This is a genomic window from Flavobacterium sp. NPDC079362 (assembly GCF_050267765.1).
GTDB classification, from domain to species: domain Bacteria; phylum Bacteroidota; class Bacteroidia; order Flavobacteriales; family Flavobacteriaceae; genus Flavobacterium; species Flavobacterium azizsancarii.
In genome coordinates this window covers 19,222-40,310 of the sequence record NZ_JBNNFM010000041.1, presented here as the reverse complement: position 1 = coordinate 40,310, position 21,089 = coordinate 19,222, and the positions used below count along the sequence as shown (strand labels likewise).

Annotated in this window: 14 protein-coding genes; 1 reads left to right on the top strand and 13 read right to left on the bottom strand. The window is 33.7% G+C overall.

Annotated features, from left to right (window positions below; genetic code table 11):
* Positions 1-220 precede the first annotated feature (220 nt).
* The 5 genes from ACQKCJ_RS22050 to ACQKCJ_RS22030 all read right to left on the bottom strand — a co-directional run bounded on the left by ACQKCJ_RS22050 (position 221) and on the right by ACQKCJ_RS22030 (position 8,251).
* Complete coding sequence (locus ACQKCJ_RS22050; protein ID WP_271338765.1) at positions 221-2,212, bottom strand: DUF349 domain-containing protein; 1,992 nt, start codon at positions 2,210-2,212, stop codon at positions 221-223.
* Between the two features lie 506 nt (positions 2,213-2,718).
* A complete protein-coding gene (locus tag ACQKCJ_RS22045) occupies positions 2,719-3,468 on the bottom strand; it encodes a shikimate dehydrogenase family protein (RefSeq protein ID WP_271338049.1) in 750 nt (249 codons plus the stop codon).
* Entirely contained in the window at positions 3,468-4,865 is a 1,398-nt protein-coding gene (locus ACQKCJ_RS22040; protein ID WP_427402932.1) for a tetratricopeptide repeat protein, read from the bottom strand. The genes ACQKCJ_RS22045 and ACQKCJ_RS22040 overlap by 1 nt, the downstream gene beginning before the upstream one ends.
* Positions 4,866-5,148: 283 nt before the next feature.
* The gene (locus ACQKCJ_RS22035; RefSeq protein ID WP_271338045.1) at positions 5,149-6,339 is read right to left on the bottom strand and encodes an aspartate aminotransferase family protein; all 1,191 of its coding nucleotides are present in this window, start codon (positions 6,337-6,339) and stop codon (positions 5,149-5,151) included.
* Positions 6,340-6,565: 226 nt separating this feature from the next.
* Entirely contained in the window at positions 6,566-8,251 is a 1,686-nt protein-coding gene (locus tag ACQKCJ_RS22030; protein ID WP_427402931.1) for an OstA-like protein, read from the bottom strand.
* 284 nt (positions 8,252-8,535) lie between these two features.
* On the opposite strand from ACQKCJ_RS22030, the gene ACQKCJ_RS22025 reads away from it, so the two are divergent.
* Positions 8,536-10,407: an alpha-amylase family glycosyl hydrolase gene (locus ACQKCJ_RS22025; protein WP_427402930.1), complete on the top strand. Its 1,872-nt coding sequence runs from the start codon at positions 8,536-8,538 to the stop codon at positions 10,405-10,407.
* A gap of 245 nt (positions 10,408-10,652) precedes the next feature.
* Here the strand turns inward: ACQKCJ_RS22025 and ACQKCJ_RS22020 are convergent, their stop codons facing one another.
* The 8 genes from ACQKCJ_RS22020 to ACQKCJ_RS21985 form a co-directional block, all read right to left on the bottom strand.
* Complete coding sequence (locus ACQKCJ_RS22020) at positions 10,653-11,168, bottom strand: phosphoheptose isomerase (protein ID WP_427402929.1); 516 nt, start codon at positions 11,166-11,168, stop codon at positions 10,653-10,655.
* A gap of 12 nt (positions 11,169-11,180) precedes the next feature.
* Positions 11,181-12,806, bottom strand: coding sequence for an alpha-glucosidase (locus ACQKCJ_RS22015; protein WP_271338037.1), 1,626 nt, complete (start codon positions 12,804-12,806; stop codon positions 11,181-11,183).
* 145 nt (positions 12,807-12,951) lie between these two features.
* Positions 12,952-14,670, bottom strand: a complete 1,719-nt coding sequence (locus ACQKCJ_RS22010; RefSeq protein WP_427402928.1) for a hypothetical protein — start codon at positions 14,668-14,670, stop codon at positions 12,952-12,954.
* A 108-nt stretch (positions 14,671-14,778) separates the two neighbouring features.
* Positions 14,779-16,065 carry an MFS transporter gene (locus tag ACQKCJ_RS22005; RefSeq protein WP_271338034.1) on the bottom strand — a complete coding sequence of 429 codons (1,287 nt, stop codon included), beginning with the start codon at positions 16,063-16,065 and terminating at the stop codon, positions 14,779-14,781.
* Complete coding sequence (locus tag ACQKCJ_RS22000) at positions 16,065-17,123, bottom strand: glycoside hydrolase family 130 protein (RefSeq protein WP_271338032.1); 1,059 nt, start codon at positions 17,121-17,123, stop codon at positions 16,065-16,067. The genes ACQKCJ_RS22005 and ACQKCJ_RS22000 overlap by 1 nt, the downstream gene beginning before the upstream one ends.
* 89 nt (positions 17,124-17,212) lie before the next feature.
* Positions 17,213-17,845, bottom strand: a complete 633-nt coding sequence (locus tag ACQKCJ_RS21995) for a hypothetical protein (protein ID WP_427402927.1) — start codon at positions 17,843-17,845, stop codon at positions 17,213-17,215.
* Between the two features lie 168 nt (positions 17,846-18,013).
* The gene (locus tag ACQKCJ_RS21990) at positions 18,014-19,498 is read right to left on the bottom strand and encodes a hypothetical protein (RefSeq protein WP_271338028.1); all 1,485 of its coding nucleotides are present in this window, start codon (positions 19,496-19,498) and stop codon (positions 18,014-18,016) included.
* A 30-nt stretch (positions 19,499-19,528) separates the two neighbouring features.
* Positions 19,529-21,079 carry a RagB/SusD family nutrient uptake outer membrane protein gene (locus ACQKCJ_RS21985; protein ID WP_271338026.1) on the bottom strand — a complete coding sequence of 517 codons (1,551 nt, stop codon included), beginning with the start codon at positions 21,077-21,079 and terminating at the stop codon, positions 19,529-19,531.
* Positions 21,080-21,089: the final 10 nt, after the last annotated feature.

The window sequence follows — 21,089 nt, the reverse complement described above, 5'->3', positions numbered from 1 at the left end:
GCACTATTCAAACCGAAATAGTGGCACAAATTCACCGAAATGGGTGGCACGGTCCGACCGAAATCACTGGCACAAATCGAACCGAAATATCCAATATACTCTATTATAAAAAAAACCTTCGCGATCTTTGTGGTAAAATTCATTCCAACAATAACCACAAAAAAAAGGAGCAATGAAAAATATCATTACTCCTTAATAAATTTAATATATAAATTAAAGTCTATTCCTGACCCAGATTACGTAACTGTTTTAGTTTATCTTTCCAAAGCTCAAGGCTTTCCTTGTGAATAGCAATGTTTTTACGAACTTCAAGAACGATAGAATTCTCTTTTTTTGCATTTTTAGTATTTGCAAAGAACTGAATGTTATTCTCTAATTGGAAAATTTCATTCTGAACTTCTTCAATTTTACGCATTAGGAAAATCTTTTCATTGTCTAATTTACGAGTATCGTTATTATCAGATAAAGAATCAATTCTATTAGAGAAACGCATCATTTCAGTTTCTTTTTTACTCAAACTTAATTTTTCAAAAAGAGCATCTAAAATTTTATTGAATTTTCCTTCGATATGGCGCCTTGCAAAAGGTACTTTTCCATAACCTTTCCAGATTTCGATATGTGCTTTTATTGCATCAAGATCAGTTTTGTGATCACCGGTAAGTTGGTAGGCTCTCAAAACATCCAGATATGCTTTTTTATTGTCAAAAGCAGCAACTTCGTCAACGTTTTCTTCAGATTTGTGTTCCTTTAATTTATCAAAATAATGATTACAAGCATCTTTGAATTCTTTCCAGATTTTGTCTGAATATTTTTTAGGAACATGGCCAATTTGTTTCCACTCTTCCTGAATTTGTTTCATAACAGGAGTTGTAGCGCCAAAATCAGTACTTTCTTGTAATTCCTTGGCTTTTGCAACAAGAGCCATTTTTTTATTTAAATTGTCGTTTTGATCTTTTTTAATGTCTTTGTAAAATGAATTTTTAAAAGAATTAAAATTTCTAACGGCAGTTTTAAAAGCAGCCCACGTTTCTTCATTAACATCAGATGGTACTTTTCCGGCAGCAAAAAACTCATTTCTAAGTGCTTCTACTTTTTGAATTTGTACCAGCCATTGAGAGTGGGAGTTTACTTTTTCAGTTCCTAAAACCTCGATTTTTGCAATGATCTCTTTTTTTGCTTCAAGATTATTTTGTTCGTTTGCTCTTTGGCTTTCAAATAAAACTTCTCTTTTATCGTGAATTTTTTTAGTCAATTCGCTAAATTTATTCCAGATAGTATCACGGTGTTCTTTAGAAACCGGTCCAATATCTTCTTTCCAAATCCTGTGTAAATCCTGTAATTCGCGAAATGCTTTACTGATATCAGTTTCATTTGCTAATTCTTCTACACGAGCAATGATTTTTTGTTTTTGCTCCAAGTTGTATTTGAAATCTAAATCTCTTGCTTCACGATCTAAATGTAGATAATCGTAAAAATTCTCTACGTGAAAGTGGTAATTATTCCAAACGTGATTGTATTTGTCTTTTGGAATTGCTCCTGCATTTTTCCATCTTTCTCTTAAATCATTAAAATGTTTAAGAGTGTCCTTGATGTTTTCCTGTGGGTTGATAAGCTCTTTAAGTTCCTCAACTATGGCAAGCCTGTTTTCTAAATTCGTTTTTAAATTCGTTTGTAAATGCTTGAAATGAGCATTTCTTTTTTCTCTAAAAACATTATAATATTCGTCAAATTTAGATTTTAAGGGAGAATGATATTCAAATTCCTCATTTGGATCTTGATTAGAAGCGTTAAATTCTTCTTTTTTCTCCTCAATAAGGTGATTGTATTGTAATAAAAACGACTTTTTAATTTCTTCAATATGCTCTTTTACAGACATTACTTTATCTGTATTGATCAATTTTTTAAGTTCATCAACAAGTGCATCTAAAGTAAATGTATCGTAATCCTGCATAGGAATGTCATGACGCTCTTTTAGCGTTTCATCTTCACTTTCTTCAGCATTCGAATTGGTAATAGCGTCTAGTGCAGTCTGATGATTGGTTTCTGTCGTGTCAGCTGTATTTTCTGCTTCAGTTTCAGTCTCTGAAGTCGAAATTTCAGCAGCTGTTTCAGGCTCCGCTGTATCAATTGCATTATCTTGAGTAGAATCGCTAATTTCGATTTCTAATTTTCCGTCTGCTTCCTGCAGGTTATCATTCTTTTCTTCTAACATTTTAAATGTATAAGGTTTTTATTTTAAACAGAGCGAAAGATACTAAAGGTGTTTCTAAATACAAAATAAATCGTTTGTTTATACGCTATTTTAAGGTGAAATTCCTATTTGTTCCAGTAATTTACGAATATGATATCGTTTTTTTTGCCGATTTTTTGAAGTAAATTTAAATTCTGAATTATTATAATTTTTAGAAAAATGAAATCAAAATAATATTTTAAGGATGAATTTGTGGTTTTATTTTGATTTGAAAAAAAATGAAGAGTAATATTGAGGTAATAAAAATGTTTCTATTTCCAGCGTTAAAAAGTGATACTTGATCTGATATTATATAAATTAGTTTGTAAGGATTGTGTTAAGAAGAAAGAGGAATAAAATTTTGGGTTTATACATTTGTTTGATAGGATCCTATTTCTGGGCTTTCTTGAAATTGTGCAGGTAATGCTTAAAACGCAAAACAGCCGTAATTAGTAAATTACGACTGTTTTGAACATGTTTGTTTTTTTTTATTTATTCCAGATTTTCCAGGCTTTTTCTGCTTGAAAAATAAGCATATCGTAACCGTTTTTTATAACGGCACCTTTTTCTTTTGCATTTTTTAAAAACTGAGTTTCTGCCGGATTATAAATGAGATCGTAAGCAATGTGTTTGTCAGTAAAAAACTCATAGGGAAGATCAGGACAAGCTTCTGTATTAGGGCTTGTGCCAACGGGCGTACAATTGATAATAATTTTAAAGTTATCAAAAGTAGTTGCGTTGATCAGGTTATAATCAATAATGTTTTCTTTCGCTTCTCTTGAAACAAAAGTATAAGGTATACCAAGTTCATCAAGAGCAAAAGCTACACCTTTTGATGCACCGCCAGTACCAAGGATAAGTGCTTTTTTATGATGAGGCTCTAATAAAGGTTCTAATGATTTTTTGAAACCATAGTAATCAGTATTGTAACCTTTTAATTTTCCGTTTTTCGTAAATTTAATGGTATTTACGGCGCCAATTAAGGCTGCTTTTTTTGAAAGTTTATCTAAGAATGGTATAACTTGTTCTTTATACGGAATCGTAACATTTAAACCTTTTAAATCCGGATTGTTTTTTACTAATTCTGTGAAATAATTAATTTCAGAAATATCAAAGTTTTCGTAGCTGTTGCCGGCAAAAACTTCATCGCTAAATTTTTCTGTAAAATATCCTTTTGAAAATGAGTAACTAATATTACGGCCTAACAAGCCAAAACGTCTTCTTAAAGTATCAATCATTATTGCTTTCTATGTTTTTCAATGTAATTTTTAACCATTTTTTTTGACCAGACTACCGGAAATAAATCTTCGATTAAGATATAATTTTCGAAGTTCAAACGCAAACCATTGCTCAAATGAAATTTGGCTTTGGTATTGTCCTGAATCATAAAATACAATCCTGCCAAGCGATATTCGATTTCGTTTTCTTCCGGAAAATATTCTGAAGCTTGTAATAAAGTCTGAACAGCACTTTCGAATTCACCTAAAAACTGAAGAATATCGACCCAAAACAACCAGGTTTCTAACGCATAATCTCCAAATTCTACTGCTTTTCTATAGCCAAACTCAGCCTCTTCAAAAAAGTTCATTTGTTTGTTAATCGTTGCATAACGTTTCCAGTACAAACGATTCTGATTGTCAATTGCTAATGCCTTATTGACAAAGAACAATGCTTTTTGAAAGTTTTTCTGACGAACATAAAAATCAGTAATGGCAATCCATCCTTTGTCCAAAAGCGGATCTTCATGTACTGTTTGATTGTAATATTGAAGTGCTTTTGCCGTATTTCCCAGTTTTTCGTAGCATTTTCCAATGCGTAATAATGCATAAGAAGTTGCGTCGTCTAACTCGATAGTACGGTTATAGCTTTCTATTGCTTCGTTGTATTTTTTGAGACGTTCGTAAGCTTTTGCTTTTTCCATGAAAGCACCTAAAAACTCATCGTCGATTAGGGTTGCATAATCAAAAGCGCGAATCGCATTTTCGTATTCTTTTACGCCATAGTGCAAACGTCCAAGCTGATGCCATGCGATTTCACTATAGGGATTTTTATTGATGTATTCGTTTAGATATACAATGGCTTCCTGATTTTGATCTAAAAATTCAAAACAATACACCACGTTATATAAGGCAGACTGATCTTCTAAGTCTTCTTCAAGACATTTGATAAAACTTTCTTTTGCCATCTCGAGATTATCCATAAAAAGATATTCCATTCCAATCAAGTTGTACACGTCAGCGTAATCGTCTGTATATTGCAAAGCAATTTTAAGCAATTCTACTGCTTTTTCGTGTTGGTCTCTCTTAGAACAGATATTAGCTTTCTGGATGTAAATTTCCTCGTTGTTAGGTTCGATTGCATATAACTCATTCAGGAGTTTCTCGGCGATCTCTAGTTTGTCGTCGTAAACCAACATTTCTACTTGTACTAATTTTAAGCCCGTAGATTTTGGGTGTTGGTCTAATGCAAGTTTCAAGGCCTTCTTTGCTAAATTAGCCTTACCTATGTCTAAATAATGAAGAATAATTTCTTCGAATTCTTCAGAGTCAAAAAAGAGTACTTTGTTAGTTTTTAACATAGACTCAAATTTGGATAGGGATAGGTTATAATCTTCTTCTTCGTTGCTTAATTGCATACTGTCTTTATTTGAAATTAGCCTGTTATAAATTTAGGCAACCATATTATTGTTGTGAGGAAGGGGAATTAATTGTTGTGAACAATTTAATTAACAATATGGACAGAATTTCTATTCTGTTTTAAGTTGTAATCTTTTGATTTGTAAAAGATTAAATTTTATTATTATTCTAAAAATATTTTTAACCCGGAGTCCTAGCCCTGATGGTAGCGATATCCTTTTGTTTTTTTTCTTTAAAAAATAAAAGATTTAGCGAACAGCAGGAAATAGCTCCTGATTATTTTTATTGTTCTTTTTTCATGATTTCATCCATAACATTTAAAATTATGGCACAACCTTCTTTTATTTCTTCTTCAGAAATGGTTAATGGTGGTGTTATTCGTATGGCGCATCCTTCAAACAGCAACCAGAATAAAATGAGCCCTTTGTCCTGACAGTTTAAAATAACTTCGTTTGTTATTTCGGCAGTTTCGGTCATTGCGGCAAGCATTAATCCTTTTCCTCTAACTTCCTTTATCAAAGGATGTACCAAAAGCGATCTGAAGAGTTTTTCTTTATCTAAGGCATCCTGCATTAAATTTGTTTCAGTTAATTCCTGCAAAGTAGCCAAACAAGCTGACGCAATGACAGGATGACCTCCAAAAGTAGTAATGTGCCCCAGTTTAGGATTTTCGGTCAGAAGATCCATTTTTTCTGCTGCTGCGGTAAAAGCTCCAACAGGCATTCCGCCACCCATTCCTTTTCCCATTACAACAATATCCGGAACCACGTCATAGTTTTGAAAACCAAATAGTTTACCTGTACGTCCAAATCCTGGTTGAATTTCGTCGACGATCATCATAGCGCCAACTTCATCGCAGCGTTTGCGGACTTTTTGCAGGTAGTTATTTTCCGGCTGAATGAATCCTGCACCACCCTGAATAGTTTCTAAAAGTATTGCAGCTGTTCTGGTGGTTATTTTTTGAAGATCTTCTTCGTTATTAAAGGTGATAAAATCAACATCAGGAAGTAAAGGACGAAAAGCTTGTTTGCGTTCTTCGAATCCCATAACGCTCATTGAACCCATTGTGTTGCCGTGATAGGCATTATGGCAAGAAATAAGCTGACTGCGTCCTGTTGTTCTTTTTGCTAATTTTAGTGCGCCTTCGATTGCTTCTGTTCCTGAATTGACCAAATAGGTTTTGTTTAGAGATTCCGGCAGGAGCGAAGCCAGTAATTTGCAATATTGAACTGCCGGACTTTGCGAATATTCGCCGTAAACCATAACATGCGAATACTTGTCTAACTGATCTTTAATGGCCTGATTGACTCTTGGGTGTTGATGTCCGAGTGTACAAGCAGAAACACCTGCAACAAAATCTAAATATTTTTTATCGTTTGTGTCGTAAATATAGGAGCCAATGGCATGAGAAACCTCCATTCCCAGTGGGTAAGGAGAAGTCTGTGCCTGGTATTTTATAAAATCTGGATTCACTGTTATTTGTTTTAAAAGTTTCAGGTTTCATGTTTCAAGTTGAATGAAAACTGAGACTATGACTGAATTTATCTGCAAAGATCGTAAAGTTTTATGCAAAGTTCACTAAGTTTTAAATCAAGTTTGTATTATTAAAATGCAAAGCGCGCAGAGTTTTATAGGCAGAGAACTGAGACTGCGACTAATTTTAAGGTAAAGCAATTAAACTGAAAACTGCGACTGAAAACTATTTCTTAGTCTTAGCAGTAGTGCTTGCTTTCGTAGTACTTGTTTTAACAGCGGGTTTCTTTTTGTCGTAATCCAAAGTTTCTTTCCTGACTTTCATCGGGGTATCTTTGTCTTTAGCTTCCTGATCTTTTCCTTCTTGTACTAATTTGTCGTTGAGTTCATTGTCTTCGGCGGTAAAAATATCATCTTTCGATTTTATTCGCTCGTCTCCACGCCAGCGTAAGCCTTTTAGTTTACGCGCATTTTCAGGTAAATCTGCTTCAGGGTAAATATCGCCATCTACTTTATTAAAAAAAGTAATGGTTTCGATATCATTGTTTTCCAGGATAAGATTGATTTTACTGCTTACGTTTTTATTGATTCCAATAAGTTCGTTATTATCGTTCCGCATATAATAGACGACCTCAGTGTTTTTTATGACATCAACATCATGTAATTTTCCATCTTTGAATTTTCCGAATAAATTTAGCCCCTTGACCTGATTATAACCGGTGCCGAGCGTATCCCGCGAGACTATAAAAGTGTTGTTGATTACTCTTAAGGAATCTAGTTTCTTGGTTGTATTATCGCCAATTAAATGCATAAGATCCCCGGTAATCTGGCTTTCGCCATTCCATAGGATTGGATTCCCAATTAATTTTGTCAAAGCAGTTTTCGAATTTGAATGTATGGAGTCGCATTTACCGCTCATATCTATTTTGTAAAAACGAACATTCTTAAAAGCTCTTAAAATTCTTTCGCCTTCTTTTCCGGTTACCATTAGTTTTTGGCCATGAATATAAACAGAATCTTTTTCTACAAGATTTATGGCTACAGCTCTTTTAGTGACAAACATCGAATCTTTTAGTTTGAAAATCTCAGCATAATGCCCCTTTACAATTCCGCGATTAATGGAGTCTGTAATTTTTACATTTCTGGTTGCCGATGCAAATTCTATATTTCGATTGTAATACAAACTATCTCCTTCTATAAGGCGGTCATCGTATTTTATGTAGGACTTCCTTAAAAAATGCGCCAGGTTTTTCTTTGTATCGTAGAATCCTTTTTCTGTATAAATATAATTGGCCTCACTTGTAATTGTTGAGGGACCAAATAAATAGGTGTGTCCTGAATTACTATAATAATCTAAATGATTTGATTTTATAACATATTTAGGATTTGTAATGGTAACTGCTGTCAGGAATTGAAATTTTTTCTCTTCAGCAAAATACCTCCCTGATTTACTAACTAAAGTATTGTCTTTATTAACGATTGTACCTTTTGTATTATAAAAAACCTGCTGAATGTTTCTGTCAAAATTGATAGTATCTGTTCGTAAAGTAGCATCTGGAGAAGTCATAACGGCATCACCGGTAGCAAAAGCTTTTTTTGAATTTCCGCTATATTCTGCATATTTACTGTTCAGGAATAAAGTATCACCTTGAACTAACTGTACATTTCCAAATGCTTTAAGATAGTTTTCTTTCTTAAAAACATAAGCCTTATTACATGTTAATACAATCCCGTCATGATTTACTTTTACATTTCCGGTCAATAAAATTCCGTCAGGTACTAAGACTTCATTGACTTCTACCAAGTCAGCATTTTCAATATTAATTGTTTTTGGCTTTGGTGCTTGAGCAAAAATGAATTGAACGCTTAACAATAGCAAACAATAGGATATGAAAAATAGTGATTTCTTCAATGGATTAAATTTTTGTCAAATTTATGAAAAAGGTTACAACCTTTACTGATATTAAGATTAATTTATAAATCAAAAAATAATGCATTTTGAAACCTGTGTTCAAGTTTTAATTTATCAACAAAATCCGTTACTCTTTCGTTATAGTTTGGTTTTTTATACTGAAATGGGCACAAAATTGATTTTAGTTTCTTCTTCATTTAAAAATTAGTCTAAATTTAGGAAATGGTTTCTAAAATTAATCGTTTGATTTTGAATTTAGAAAAGAATTAGTTTATAAAAAGAATATGATAAATAAAAAAGTTTTTGTTGCAGGAATGGCTGCAACCATGCTCTTTACTGCATGTAAAACCAAAGATTTAAAAATGAATACAGCAAAAGAAGAAGTTACTACTGATAAGAAAATTGTAGTTTATCAGGTTTTTACCCGTTTGTTTGGAAACAAAATTACAACAAACAAACCATGGGGAACAATTGAAGAAAACGGTGTTGGAAAATTTAATGATTTTACAGATAAAGCACTTCATGAGATAAAAGATTTAGGTGTTACCTATATATGGTACACTGGCGTACCGCATCACGCTTTGGTTGGAGATTATAAAGCATACGGAATTTCTGATGATGATCCTGAAGTTGTAAAAGGCCGCGCAGGATCGCCTTATGCCGTAAAAGATTATTATAATGTAAATCCGGATCTGGCAGTAAATCCTGCAAACAGATTGCAGGAATTTGAAGATTTGATTGATCGTACACATAAAGCGGGTTTGAAACTGATTATTGATATTGTTCCCAATCATATTGCAAGAAAATACGAAGGAAAAAATAATCCGGAAGGTGTTAAAGATTTTGGTGCTGATGACGATGTAAATGTTGAATACAAACGCGATAATAACTTTTATTATATACCAAACAATCATTTTGAAATTCCGGACAACGATATTCCGTTAAACGGAGAAAAGAATCCGCTTGTTGATGGCGTATTTGATGAAAATCCAGCAAAATGGACAGGAAATGGTTCTCGTAAAGTAAAGCCGGATCAAAACGACTGGTATGAAACTGTAAAAGTAAATTACGGAATTCGCCCAGATGGTTCTAAAGATTTTCCTGAGCTTCCGGCTGGATTTGATCAGAAATCGTATCAGGAGCATTTTGCTTTTTGGCAGGATAAAGATGTGCCGGATTCCTGGAAGAAATTCAAATCGATCGCTTTGTATTGGACAGCAAAAGGGGTTGATGGTTTTCGTTATGATATGGCCGAAATGGTTCCGTATGAATTCTGGAGTTATATGAATTCTGCAATCAAAACGGAAAATCCAAAAGCTTTTTTATTGGCAGAAGTATATAATCCTAATGAATACCGCAATTATATTCGTTTGGGAAAAATGGATTATTTGTATGATAAAGTAGAGACTTATGATAAGTTGAAAGATGTGATTCGCGGAAAATCTTCGCCTGATGGATTATCTGAAATTCAAAAAGGCATGTCGGATATTGAACATAATATGCTGCATTTTTTAGACAATCATGACGAACAGCGTTTGGCAAGTCCTGATTTTGCAGGAACTCCGGAACGCGGAAAACCTTTAATGGTGGTTTCTACAACGATTAGTACTTCGCCAACAATGGTTTATTTTGGACAGGAAGTAGGGGAGGCCGGAAATGAAAATGCCGGATTTGGAAAACCTACAAGAACTTCTATATTTGATTATATTGGTGTTCCAAATCATCAGCGTTGGATGAATGATGGGAAATTTGACGGAGGACAACTTTCTGATTCAGAAAAAAACCTGCGTGATTTTTATAAGAGATTGTTGAACTTCTCGATTAACAGCCCGGCTTTAATGGGAAGTTTTCAGGAAATTCAATCAGTAAACCGTCAGAACAATGCGGGCTATGATGAACTACTTTATTCGTATGTACGTTGGTCAGCAAATCAAAAGTTGATTGTTGTAGCTAATTTCTCTTCTGAAAAAACGAGTGAATTTGAATTGAAAATCCCTGCTGATATTATTTCAAAATGGAATTTGAAAGATGGGGAATATGAGTTGAAAGATCAATTGTATTTAAAAAGCAAAACAAGTTTAGTTGTAAAAAATGGCGAAGGAAAGGCTAAACTAAAAATAGCTCCATCAGAATCGTTTATTTATGAAGTGAAATAGTTATCCTAACAGGTTTTTAAAACCTGTTAGGTATTTAGAGTTTGATCATAATATCTACAAAGTAGAAAAAATCTTGTAGTATAAAAAAGCCTTGTTTTGTGAATTCCAGTTCGCAAAACAAGGCTTTTTTATTTTACGATTGGTAGATATTTATCTTCCAAACTGATCTTGTAAATTTATATGTAAATACCTAACAGGTTTTAAAAACCTGTTAGGATAATAAACCTTATTAAAAAAACATTATTTTATCTTCCAAAATCGTCCTGAACACGAACAATATCATCCTCATCAGATGGATTGTCAGGATCGGTATGCTGCCAAATTTCGGCTACAATTCCCCATGTTTCAAGACCAATTAAGCGATGGCGTTCTCCTTTTTCTAATTTAATAAATGCTCCTGGAGCAAGTTCCTGAATTTCTCCTTCTTCGTCTGTAGCACTCGTTTTAACGCCTACAATTCCGTCAAGGACCTTCCATATTTCGGCTCTGCGAAAGTGATATTGCCATGATAATCGTTTGTGAGGCGCGACAATTAGAATTTTCGGACTCAATTTATTCGTAATCTTAATGGCTGACATTTCAAGATGCGGAAAGAATTTTTCAGCAAATGCTCCGGCTTGTGATTCATCGATAACGAAAAATCCTCCCCAAGGGCGTGTTTGATCTTGGTTTATAATGGTGAAGTTTTCTTTTTGCAGAGCTGTTGCAATTTGTTCAAAAACTGCTGTTTTTTCTATATTTGGAGATAAATTGAAATTCATTTTAATGCTGTTTTAGTTTCTGTAAATGATAAAGCTATTTGGTTTTAAGAATTTGCTTCCCATTAATAAGGTTGCGCCTGACGGAACTGTTATTTCTGTTTTTAAACCAAAGTTAATTATAACAGTAATTTTATCTTTTTGAAAGGATCTTGTAAATGATATTTGATCTCCCTTAAGTTCAAGGCTTTCATAATCACCATATTGAAGCGTCTTTTCGTTGTTTCGTAAAGTTATTAATTTTTTATAAGAATTAAGAATAGAGTTTTTTTGCGCTTTCATTACAGCCACATTTGTTTTCTTGTAATCTGGATTAATTTTAATCCAGGTTTTAGCGTTAGAAAATCCTGTAAAAGCATTTCCATTCCATTGCATCGGACTACGGGATTTGTCGCGATTGTGTTCATTTCCTTCGAGAAGTGCTTCGGTACTGTTCTTGCCCTGATCAAGTGCAAGTTGATAATGTGTTCTTCCTTGTATGTCGACCATTTCATCTATATTTTGAGCGATGATATTGTGCATCCCAATTTCTTCGCCATAATAAATAAACGGAACTCCTTTGGCAGTAAGAATCAAAGCTGCTAATGCCGTGGCTCTGTCTGTATCACCATTAGCTAATCGATCAATCATTCTTGGCATATCATGACTTCCAAAGAATAAGGTTGGATAATTACTCATGTTTTTCTCCATGCTTTTCAATTCATCAAAAATGCGTTGAGTCGAAAATTCTTTGATACTTCCAAAATTGAAATTAAAAACAACATCTAGTAAATCCTGAGATTGGTATTGTTTTAAAACTTCGATTTTATCACTTCCTATTTCTCCCACAATAAAGCGGTTTTGATACTCGCTTACAGTAGACTTTATAATACGCATAGCATTTTTTACCCCTTCCTGATCGATATCGTTTATATGATCTTGTTTTCCGTCTTTTATTGGGTTCTCTTTTGTGATTCCGTTTGTAGTTAGAAAATTAATTACATCCAGTCGAAAACCATCTACTCCGGCATCAAGCCAAAAACGCAGTACATTTTGAATCTCAGAAACGACTTTTGGATTCGACCAGTTAAGATCGGCCATTCTTTTATCAAATTTATGATAGTAATATTGATTGGTTATGCTGTCTTTTTCCCAGGCTGTTCCACCAAAAAAGGATTCCCAATTGTTAGGTTCGTCTTTCCAGACATAATAATCACGATAAGGGTTATCTTTTGATTTCCTGGATTCCTGAAACCATTTGCTATCGGTAGAAGTATGATTAAAAACCATATCTATAATTACTTTAATACCTCGTTTATGGGCTTCTTTTAAAAAAGTATCAAAATCGGTTTTGCTGCCATAAGTTGGATCAACTTCATAATAATTTGCAATATCATAACCGTTATCTACTTTTGGAGAAGTCAGAAAGGGGGTAAGCCAAATGCCTTTTATTCCCAAATCTTTTAAGTAGTCTAGTTTTTGAGTCATTCCTTTAAAATCGCCATATCCGTCGCCATTGCTATCTGCATAGCTTGGCATATAGATTTGATAAAAAACAGATTCCTTCCACCATTTTTGTTCTACTGTTGTTTGTGCAAAAGTTGGATTTGCATTTATCATTAATAGAAAAAAGAAGATACTTTTGAATAGATTCGATTTCATAACATTTTAGGTTTGATAAATTCGTTTTGTAGTTCGTAAAAAAAATCTTTGACGTAGATAGTTTTTACTATTTTATATAAGTGGAAATACCTAACAGGTTTTTAAAACCTGTCAGGATACTAAAATGGAATCTTGTAAATTGACTTTAGTTTTTCTCTTTTGATTTATAATCTACAACTACACCATCAACCAGCATTTTTTCTCCTGAATGAGTTATTTTTCCTCCGGCAGGAACACAAACGATTACAGCTGAACCTAACGCTGCGATATTGATTTTGGCCGATGAAGTAACATTTCGGGCTACAAAACTTCCTGAAACGGTATTGTATAAATCTACTTTTTTGCCTTTCTCCGTTTTTACAGTAACGGTTTTGCTTGTCGTATAGGGGTTATAGTATAAGTAAGATGAATAGGCTTTATCACTAAAAAAGTCTGTTGCCAATAGATCTAATTGTAATATTCCGCTAACATTGGTTTCACGGATAATACTTCCAAAAATACCTACATGTCCACTTCCATATACACTAAACTGAGATTCTTTAGGGTTTTCTCCCAATACCCAAAGCGGACCGTCACCTTGTGCTACAGGACCTTTTAGGTTTTCGTATTCTTTATAACTTGATTGTTTGATGATTCCTTCATAACCAATTACGCCTTTGGTAACTTCGGCAAGTTCCGGAATGGTTTGGTGTTCTTTTGGCATATATTGCGGGTAGAAAAAACGAGAAGCATTTGCTGCATTGAGCATCCATTTTCCAATTGCAGTTGCATAAGACTGATCGTATCTAACCATTGGTACTAACGGCCATGCAGCGTCGTAAGTATTCATCAGAAATCCGTAACCACCGTGATCTACCGTACTGCCAAAAGTTCCTGATATATCTATCCCATTCCAGTTACCTACTAATGCGCCCCAACCTTCACGACAGATTGGTGTTCCGTCAAAAGACCAATCGAGCATTTTGTTTGTGTCGTATTTTGCATCTTGTTCTGCATTAATTCTTGCAGCCATATAAGCTCCAAAAGGCATCAAAACTTCATAAGTAGGATTTTTTGATTGTGATTCTAATGCTGCCAAAGCGCTTTTTGCTCCTTTTAAATATTTAGCATCCCCAAATTTTTTATAAGCCATATACAAAACCCAAGCATGTCCGGCAGCAGCATCTGGTTGTGTACAGATGTTGTTTGTCATTGGTGTCATTTTATTATAATCGAAATAAGAATAATTATAATTTCCATTAAGAATAACATCGGCTTCATAAAATTTATCTGCGATAGTTTTTGCTATTTCGGTAAAGCCCGGTTCATTTGGATATTTGTCATAAACAGCAAAGAACAAAAGGTTAGGATATACGTCATACCACCAGTCACGACCATAACCACCGCCCAGTAAAGCAACTTCAGGGCAGGTATTATTCATCATAATATTCCAGTTAGTTTCTTTATTGAAATAGTTTTTAAGCATTCCAACATAATTAAGATCTGGCTGATTTTTGTTAATACCCACCAAAGTGGCGCCTAGAGTAGCGCCCATTGTTGCAAGTGCTTCATGAAACATTCCGTTGTTATGATCGGGTCCTTGTCTTACATCGGCAACAGCGGTATACAATCCTACTACTTTTTGTGGGAAGTTTTTTTGGCTGTCGTCCATCCATACCATTGGCCAATATTTGCCTTTGGCATTAAAATCATATACAGTTTTATCAAAATCTAAAGCAAGTTTTTTATAATCGATGATTTTTAAGGGTTGTGGTAGATTGGGCATTTGGTCTACACGAGGAATATTTTGTTGTTTTACTTGTGCGGTCGTGCTTAAACTTAGTACTAAAAGACACGAGAGTGTAATTTTTATAAATATATTCATAGTTATTGATTTTTATTTTAGGGCAACTATTGAGTGTAATTAATTTCAACACATAGAAACATAGTAAAAGAAATGTATTATAGTCTGTGTTTTTACATACTCAATGCATTAAAGCAATTTTACTGCTACCTCATCCAAAACTTTTGGATCTGTTACTTCTTCCGGTGAAAGATCGATTCCCTGTTTGATAATTTTTTTGCTGATAAAAATGGAACACAGTTGTAATAAGGCAATAATTCCGATCGCATATCTCAAAGCAAAATCTTCAGAAACAGAATAATATAATACTAAAAAGGTTCCTGCGCCTAAAAGTCTGCCAACATATAAACCGGCTTCATGATTTAGGATATAAGTAAACTCACCTCTTTTTTCTATGCGGGATACAATATCAATTACTTTTAACTGAATAGGGAAGTAGGCCAAATCCATTAAAGGTTTTGCGATAAGCAATAATAACAAAAAGATAATTACTCCTGTTTTGTCGAATAATATCCCGTTGATACATGCTCCCAAAGCAAATAAAATTAAACCTACTGAAAACGTTTTGATTCTATCTGATGGTTTTGAGAAACGGCCAATAAAATAGATAATGATGGCAGCCAAAATTGCGCCAATAGATTGTGCTTGTCCTAGTGCGCCTTCTTCTCCTAATATTTTAAAAATAAGCATTGCAGGAGCTGTAACCAAAAATCCTTGCGCTAAACCTTTGAAGGTTGCCAATGATAATAGTTTATACCATAAGGGATGAAATTTGAAAAAGATGTACTGTTTTTGTGCAGGATTTTCGAATTTACCTCTAAAACAAACTATTGATGCTACAATTGTAATCAGAAAAACGATTCCGGTGATTATTACATAGGCTTGATGTTTTTCGATTTCACCTGTCTTTGATTGAATAAACCAACCAATTGTTGCAGGTATCGCAATAGCGATTATGGTGTAAATAAAGGTTTCCAGTCCGTAATAATAATTACGATTTTCATCATTTGTAATGGCCAATGCAAGGTAATCACGATTAGACCAATACAAACCAAAAGAAAGCCCCATAGTGATTCCGGCAACACCAATTCCGGTTAGATCCAACGTTTTTAATGACATCATGATAATCATAGAAACACCGCTAAGCATCATTCCGATTGAATATAGTTTTCGGATATTGAAATGTTTCAACAAGAAACCATTTAATAAGAATGTAAGCGGAATCCCGGTATAAATAGCCAATTGATAAATAACAACCTTAGAGGTATCATTAGAATTCCTCATGATATATGCAGCGACAAATATGTCGATTACAGGCAATACCAGTGCATAAACTAAGTTTGTGAAAATCAGTATACGGAAATTATGGGTTTGGCTTTTAAAATGGTCAATTTCTGATATAAGTTTTTTGAACATTAGTTATTTTTTAAAAGTAAAAGAATCTCTTTGATCGAAAATTGAGCACCACAAACAAATTCATCCGAAGCTCCGTAATAAATGGTAAGCGTATCTCCGTCTGGTTCTACAATATGACCATTGGTAAACACTACGTTTCCAAAAAATCCGCTTAATTCGTATTCTGTAGTAGGAACCATTATAGGTTCTTCGGTTCTTGCGATTACTTTTGATGGATCTTTCAGGTCCATTAGAAAAGCACCCAGGCAATACTGATGATTTTCATTGGCTCCATGATAAATTTCTAACCAGCCTTTGTCTGTTTTTATTGGTGCTGCTCCGGCACCAACTCGTTTACTGTCCCAAAGTCCTTTTCTTGTTTTTATGATGCAATGGTGATTTCCCCAGTGAACACCATCAGGAGAAGAAGCTAACCAGATATAATTACCGCCAATATCTACGCTGCTTGGTCGGTGTAAGGCATAGAATAATCCGTTTATTTTTTCTTCAAAAATGGCACAATCTTTATTGTGTGCCGGTAATATCATTCCATGTTTTTTGAAGTTTTTCCAATCGGTTGTGGTACGCAAACCAACGCCAACACCATTATCAGATACAGAAGTAAAGGTTAGATAATACGTTCCTTCAATCAAGGCAACACGACAATCTTCTATTCCGAATGTTTCCAACATACCTTCACCAACTAAAGCTGGATAATTTTCAGGTTCGTAAAAGTTATGTCCGTCTTCGCTACACAATAGGCGTAGGTGCGATAATGTTGTTAAATAATCAACGCCTTTGTAGTTAATTACTCTTGCATCGGTTGCTATTAATTCAGGATCTTCTTTAGGAATCTCAATGATTTTGATAGCACCAGTTTCTGTTAATATGGGAAAAGAAATGATATTGTCCTTTTGCTTTGGTCTTTCGGCTACTCGTACTACTAGCCAGGTTTTGTTTTCATATTGAAATACTCCGGGATTTAAAAGGCAAGTAATTTCCAGTCCTTCTATGCTTGCAGGAATATCTTTAGGTGATAATAATGGGTTATCTGCGAAACGTTTTGCTATATCTTTCATGTAAATTATTTTTTTTTAAATAGTTTGTGGTTAACTCTCTGGCTTTCTTATTACAATAGTTGTATCAGAATATTATTTGTATTGAGCTTTTAATCAAAATAACTTGGGCCTGCGCTGTCTACAACAATCCATTTGCCATTGAGCTTTTCCATAACGACAGTTAGGTTAATTATGGCACGACCTGTAGAATGAGTAGTTTTTGCAGTTACACTAAAAACTAAATATTTTTTTTTGTAACTTATGGGAAATGAAAATTCAAATACTTTTTTACGAGGTTGATCAAAATAATAAGAGGTTAGATTTTTTAAAAAAACATTACGTTTCTCAAAAACAATATTGTTATGTCTAAAATCTTCTAACTGCCAATAACCATTATCTCCTGTTGAAGTTTCTATTTTATCACCATATTTTTTTTTCATGTTTAGCCAATCTTTTTTATCGAATAAATCGACCCATTTTCCATTTTCTAAAACCTGACTATGAATTCCATTCTCTCTTATTACAAAAGTAGTATCAGGATATTCAGTCCAAAAATCATGTCCATAAAGCATTATTATAGCCAAATCTGGAGACATTTTTTCATGAATAATCATTATCTCTTCGGAATCTGCTATAACCGAATCTAAATAATCATTTACGGCGTTGAATTTATCTCTTTTAGTAATAGCACAGCTCGAAAATAATCCGATACTAATTAGTAGTATAATTATCTTTTTTGTCATATTTTAAGGTTAATAGATGTAAAGTTATTTACTTGTTAGGTCTTCATAAATTGAAAATAGTTAACCAACCTGATTCTTAATTTGTCATTAGTTTTTGATTGTCAAACTAATTTGATATATAATTTTTGCAATCAAAAAATAAGAAAACAGTTTTACATTTTTATAATGTTAATTACATTTTGTGCCAATTGGATAATATCCTCCAGAATAACCATTCCTAATTTCAGCATAATACCTGTTTTCTATTCTATCCCTTTCTGGGCTTCCTAAAGGATATGTTTGTTCATAAATTGGTGTGTCACGTAACCCTGCCCAAGCTAAATCTAGATATAATTGATCTGGGATACCATTAACGGCTGGTTGCCCTGTTTGAAATTCTTGTAAAGCTTTCCCCATAGCTTGCACATAGCTATTTGCCATTTCGGCATGATGTAAGCTTGGCGACTCTCCGTTTTTAGGGGGATAACGCTTGTCACAATATGCTTGAAACAGTATGGGATAATTATCCAAAGGGAAACTATTCGTTTTTGATGGATTGTCAGTAAAACTCAAAAAATAAGCATGTACTAACTCATGCAACATAACAGTCGCTATGGATAAATTATTGTGAGTATAATCGGGGTTCATCCTAATGGTATAGTCATATGGTGTTTCTTTATTTGTTCTTGCTGTTGACGCTACAGCTCCCGATAGTTGACTTTTATCATCTAAAGGATATGCATTGATGAATGTTACTTTAATTTTTGTAGTTGCTCCTAAAACTGTAAATAAATTTGCTATATCTATGTCTGAAGTATTTTTTAATTTTTGCAATACTGTATTTTTGCATGGGTCAAGTGCTGAGGAAATTATAGTAGATTCGATATATTGTGCAGTACTTACAACTGCAGCAGGTGTGCTATTGGTAGTTAAAGGATAATAATATCCATTTTGCTGATAAGTATTGTTATTAAAATATGATTCTTTGTAAAGGTCAGTTTTAAATGTAATAGGATTAAAATAGTAAAAATATCGTCTTTTACCACCTATTATATCAACACTATTAAGTTGAATATAATAGGAAGGATCTTCACTAGTTGGCACCCCACTTGCCAATTGATTAGTTTTTCTAGTGTTTTTGAAATCTACCGGTAATTCAAGTACTCCAATGAAATTTTTATCTATTTTTTTATAAGACAAAATCTGATTATTCCATTTCTTAGTAATTAATAAGCCTTTGAAATTATTATTATATATTTCTAGACTATTTTCCTTTTTTTGAAGTTGTTTACTATTGAAATAATTTGTTTCTGCCACATAATAGAACTTGCGGGCAACTATGCTATCATTGGCAGTTTTTATGAATGCAATTTTCATAAGAGTATTTAATTCTTTTGAGTCAGAAGATTTAATTTTGGCGTCTTTTTGAACCAAAGGAAATTCAATAACTTCTAAACCGTCTAATTTGCGAAATGTTGCATTATTCCAATCTGGAACCATGTTGTCACTTTCATTGTTTTCATTCCATTCAATAGATTTTTTAAATTTTGAATTATACCATTCTTTCGCAATATCTTTTGTAAAATCCATTTCTTGTGTTGTATTGTTGTGATCATTCGTACACGATAATAAAAATAGAATTGTAAAAACTGGTGTGATTATTTTTTTTTTCATAATTAAGATTTAATTGAATTTTAATTTATGTTAATATCCTGGATTTTGTTTTAAAAGTCCGGCTGAGGCATCTATTTCTGATTGCGGAATTGGATACAGCATATGTTTGTCTAAAAATACTTTTCCGTTAGCAGTCATTACTTCTTTAGCAATTCCCCATCTTTTTAAATCACTCATTCTATGACTTTCAAAACCTAGTTCTGCTCTCCTTTCTGAAATAAGCCAACCTTTTACAGTAGCTTTATCGCTGGAATTTGGTCTGTCTATTAATGTTCCTCCCGGAGGAGGAGGTCCTACAGTGGTAACTGTAATCGTTTTGTTTGGATCAGCAGGAAAAGCCGGATCCTGAACTCTAATTGTAACCGTTGTTACAGTATTTCTTGCTCTTGCTCTAATTTGATTGATTATACTAATAGCACCCGGATAATCATTAGTTTCGTTAAGAGCTTCTGCTTTCCAAAGTAAAACATCGGCATAACGAATGAACACTTTATTGTTTGGAGCGTCATCATCACCTTTATTACCGCCATTTGTTGTTCCTAAAAGCTTGTTAATCCATTGTTCAGGAGCATTTACAGTATATAGTTTTCTAGGATCATTAGGTTCAAATGAAGCTAGAAAATTGGTGCTTGGTGCAAAAAATCCCCATCCAAGAGGTGCACAAATTCCATTTCCTTTTCTTGGATCAGCTTGTTTAATGTGGTTGTAAGAGAAAATAACTTCGTTGTCTGTATATTCAGTATTCATACTAAAGTTATCAAAATAATTAGCATCTAAGCTATAAAAGCCTGTTGTTTCTAATTCTGATACTAAGGTTGTCACACCTGCCCAGTCTTTATTATAAAGCGCAGTTTTTGCAAGAAGCGCAATAACTGCTCCTTTAGAAACTCTCCATTTTTCTGTGCCTGATGAATATTTAGCATTTGGCAAAAGTGTTTTTGCAGCTTCTAAATCGGTTTTAATTTGACTCCATACAGTTTCTTTTGGTGCTCTGACTGCTTTATCAAAAGCTTCCTGATAGGTTTTTATAGGAGCCAGAATTAAAGGCACATCACCAAAATTAGTTACTAACGAAAAATAATAGTAAGAACGTAAAAAATAAGCTTCGCCTATCAATTGGTTTTTTCTTTGAGTAGTAATTCCGGTAATCGATTCGATATCTGGATTTAACAGAAAATTCAATGCAATATTGGTTCTTTTTATACCTTCATAAGCGTATTTCCACAATCCGTTTGGTCCTCCGTTGGTCGAAGTAAAAGTGAAATTGTTGATTTCATCTATCCATGGCTGATCTCCGTCTGGCGACCATTTTTTTTCCATATCATCAGATGCTACGTCATCTATTATAATATCATTTTGAAAGACCAAACCACCATTCCAATCCCAGTCTGCCAATTGATTCAATTTATTGGATAACATATCGTAAGAAGAAGTTACAGAACTTTCTACAGAAGCTAATGTTGGTTTAGAATTTGCCTGGTCCAGCGTTATCGCGCCAATAGGTTCTGTGGTAAGTTCGTCCTGACAGCTTGTTAATGTTAGTAGCGAAATCATGATCGCTGTTATATATGTGTTTTTCATGGTTCGTTTA